This is a genomic window from Methyloceanibacter sp. (assembly GCF_050728395.1).
Classification (GTDB): domain Bacteria; phylum Pseudomonadota; class Alphaproteobacteria; order Rhizobiales; family Methyloligellaceae; genus Methyloceanibacter.
This window is the reverse complement of sequence record NZ_JBOHJB010000181.1, coordinates 1-2555: the sequence shown is the minus strand read 5'-3', so window position 1 is coordinate 2555 and position 2555 is coordinate 1. Positions and strand designations below refer to the sequence as shown.

At 64.7% G+C, this 2555-nt stretch carries 3 protein-coding genes; 1 reads left to right on the top strand and 2 read right to left on the bottom strand.

Annotation, left to right across the window (positions count from 1 at the left end):
- Positions 1 to 98: 98 nt before the first annotated feature.
- The gene (locus ACREC7_RS16345) at positions 99 to 917 is read left to right on the top strand and encodes a class I SAM-dependent methyltransferase (protein WP_431556745.1); all 819 of its coding nucleotides are present in this window, start codon (positions 99 to 101) and stop codon (positions 915 to 917) included.
- 42 nt (positions 918 to 959) lie between these two features.
- Here the strand turns inward: ACREC7_RS16345 and metW are convergent, their stop codons facing one another.
- Together metW and metX are read right to left on the bottom strand one after the other, a co-directional pair.
- Entirely contained in the window at positions 960 to 1604 is a 645-nt protein-coding gene (gene metW, locus ACREC7_RS16340) for a methionine biosynthesis protein MetW (RefSeq protein WP_431556744.1), read from the bottom strand.
- On the bottom strand, positions 1601 to 2555 hold a 955-nt coding region (metX, locus tag ACREC7_RS16335), incomplete at its 5' end, for a homoserine O-acetyltransferase MetX (protein ID WP_431556743.1). The genes metX and metW, both read right to left, overlap by 4 nt.

The following is a 2555-nucleotide window of genomic DNA, read 5'->3' as shown; positions in this document are numbered from 1 at the left end:
GCCGAGCGCTGCTCGGCGGCCACCCTCCCCGTCAAGGGGAGGGATGAAGAAGGTCATCATCTGCCGCGCTTCCCTCATGAGGGGAGGGATGCCGCGCTTTGCGTCCACCAGCTATGATGGTGGCCATGCATCTCGATGCCATCGATCTCAAGGACTTCTATGCCTCCCCCCTTGGCGGCGTGGTGCGCCGCCTGCTCGGGGCAAGGCTCAGGGCGCGCTGGAGCAATCTGCAGGGCCAGAGTCTGTTCGGCCTCGGCTTCGCCACGCCTTACCTTGGCGCCTTCCGCGCCGATGCCTGTCCCTTGGGCGCGCTCATGCCTGAAGAGCTTGGCGTCATCTCCTGGCCCAAGGAAGGGAACGGATTGAGCGTGCTCGTCGATGATAGCGAGTTGCCGCTTCCCGACGAATGCGCCGACCGGCTTCTCCTCGTGCATATGCTCGAATGGAGCGAGCGCTCGCGCGCGCTGTTGCGCGAGCTGTGGCGGGTGCTGGCGCCGAACGGACGGCTGCTCATCATCGTGCCGAACCGGCGCGGCCTGTGGGCGCGGGTCGACTCCACGCCCTTCGGTCACGGGCGCCCGTTCAGCCGCTCGCAAATCACCAAGCTCCTCAAGGACGCCATGTTCTCGCCTGAGGAGTGGCAATACGCGCTCTATATGCCGCCCTTCTCTTGGCGCGTCCTGCTCAAATGGCCGGTGTTCTGGGAGCGGCTAGGCCTCGTGCTGTGGCCAGCCTTCTCCGGCGTGATCCTGGTCGAGGCGACCAAGCAGATCTACGCCGCGCTGCCGGTGAAGGAAGTCCGCACCAACCGCCGCCGCGTGGTGCCGGTCCCCGCCGGCGTCACGCCGAGCGACGCTCATCCTTCGAGACGGGCCTTCGGCCCTCCTCAGGATGAGGATGCTAGGTCCTCATGCTGAGGAGGCGCGCATCGCGCCCGTCTCGAAGCATGAGGCGTAGACTCAGCGCGACAGCAGGAACACCGCCTGCTCGCCGAACAGATTCTGCATGAAGAGCGGCATGGAGACGCCGAGCTTGGTGCCATAGGCGTTGAGCGCCACCACTCGTTCGACCTTGGCGCCGGCATCCCGGCACAGATCCAAGAAGTCCTTGATGGTGCAGAGATGGATATTTGGCGTGTCGTACCAGCGGTCCGGCAAATTGTCGGTCTTCGGCATCTTGCCGCCGAACAGAAGCTGCGTGCGCACGCGCCAATGTCCGAAATTGGGGAAGGACACGATCACTCGACCGCCGATGCGCAACAGCTGCTCGAGCACGTCTTTCGGGCTGTACGTCGCCTGGATGGTCTGGCTCAGAATGGCGTAGTCGAAGGCGAGGTCGGGGTAGTGGACGAGATCGGTATCGGCGTCGCCCTGGATCACCGCGAGCCCTTGCGCCACGCAAGAATTCACCCCGGCTTGGCTTAGCTCGATGCCGCGCGCATCGGCGCCGCGCTTCGCCGCGAGCAGGCGCATCAGCGTGCCGTCGCCACAGCCGATGTCGAGCACGCGTGCGCCAGGCGTCACCATGTCGGCGATGAGCAGGAGGTCGACGCGCGACGTGTCGGTCGTCGTGCGCAAGCCATGCGGCGGCACGTTCAAATTCATGGGAGCCAGCCCTCCGGCTCGGCGATGCCGCGCTGCCGCGCACCGGCGTTCAAGAAGCCGCGAATGGTGTCGAACAGCTCAGGCTCGTGCAGCAGGAAGGAATCGTGTCCGCCCTTGGTCTTTAGCTCGACAAAGCTGACATTGGCGGCGACCGCGTTCAGTGCATGCACGATCTCCCGGCTTTCCTCGGTGGGAAACAGCCAGTCCGAGGTGAACGAGACAAGGCAGAAGCGCGTGCGCGTGCCTTGGAAGGCATTGGCGAGCACGCCGCCATGATCCGCGGCAAGATCGAAATAATCCATGGCGCGGGTGATGTAGAGATAGGAGTTGGCATCGAACCGGTCGACGAAGCTCAAGCCCTGATAGCGGAGATAGCTCTCCACCTGGAAGTCGGCGTCGAAGCCGAAGGTGATCTTGTCGCGGTCCTGCAAGTTCCGGCCGAACTTGGTGTGCAGCGCGTCGTCCGAGAGATAAGTGATATGCGCCGCCATGCGGGCGACGGCGAGGCCTTTGCGCGGGCTCGTGCCTTCATCGAGATAGCGGCCCTGGCACCAGTCCGGATCGGCCATCACCGCCTGCCGCCCGACCTCGTGGAAGGCGATGTTCTGCGAGGAGTGGCGCGCCGCGCAAGCGATCGGCACAGCGGAGAATACGCGGTCCTTGTAGGTCGACGCCCATTCGAGAACCTGCATGCCGCCCATGGAGCCGCCGAGCACGCAGAGCACGTCAGGAACCCCGAGATGGTCGAGCAGCCTCGCCTGCGCCCGCACCATGTCGGCGATGGTGATGACAGGAAAATCGAGCCCATAGGAGCGCCCGGTGCGGGGATTGATCGAACTTGGCCCGGTCGAGCCCATGCAGCCTCCGATCACATTGGGGCAGAGCACGAAATAGCGGTCGGTATCGATCGGCTTGCCGGGACCGACCATGGTCTCCCACCAGCCTGGCTTG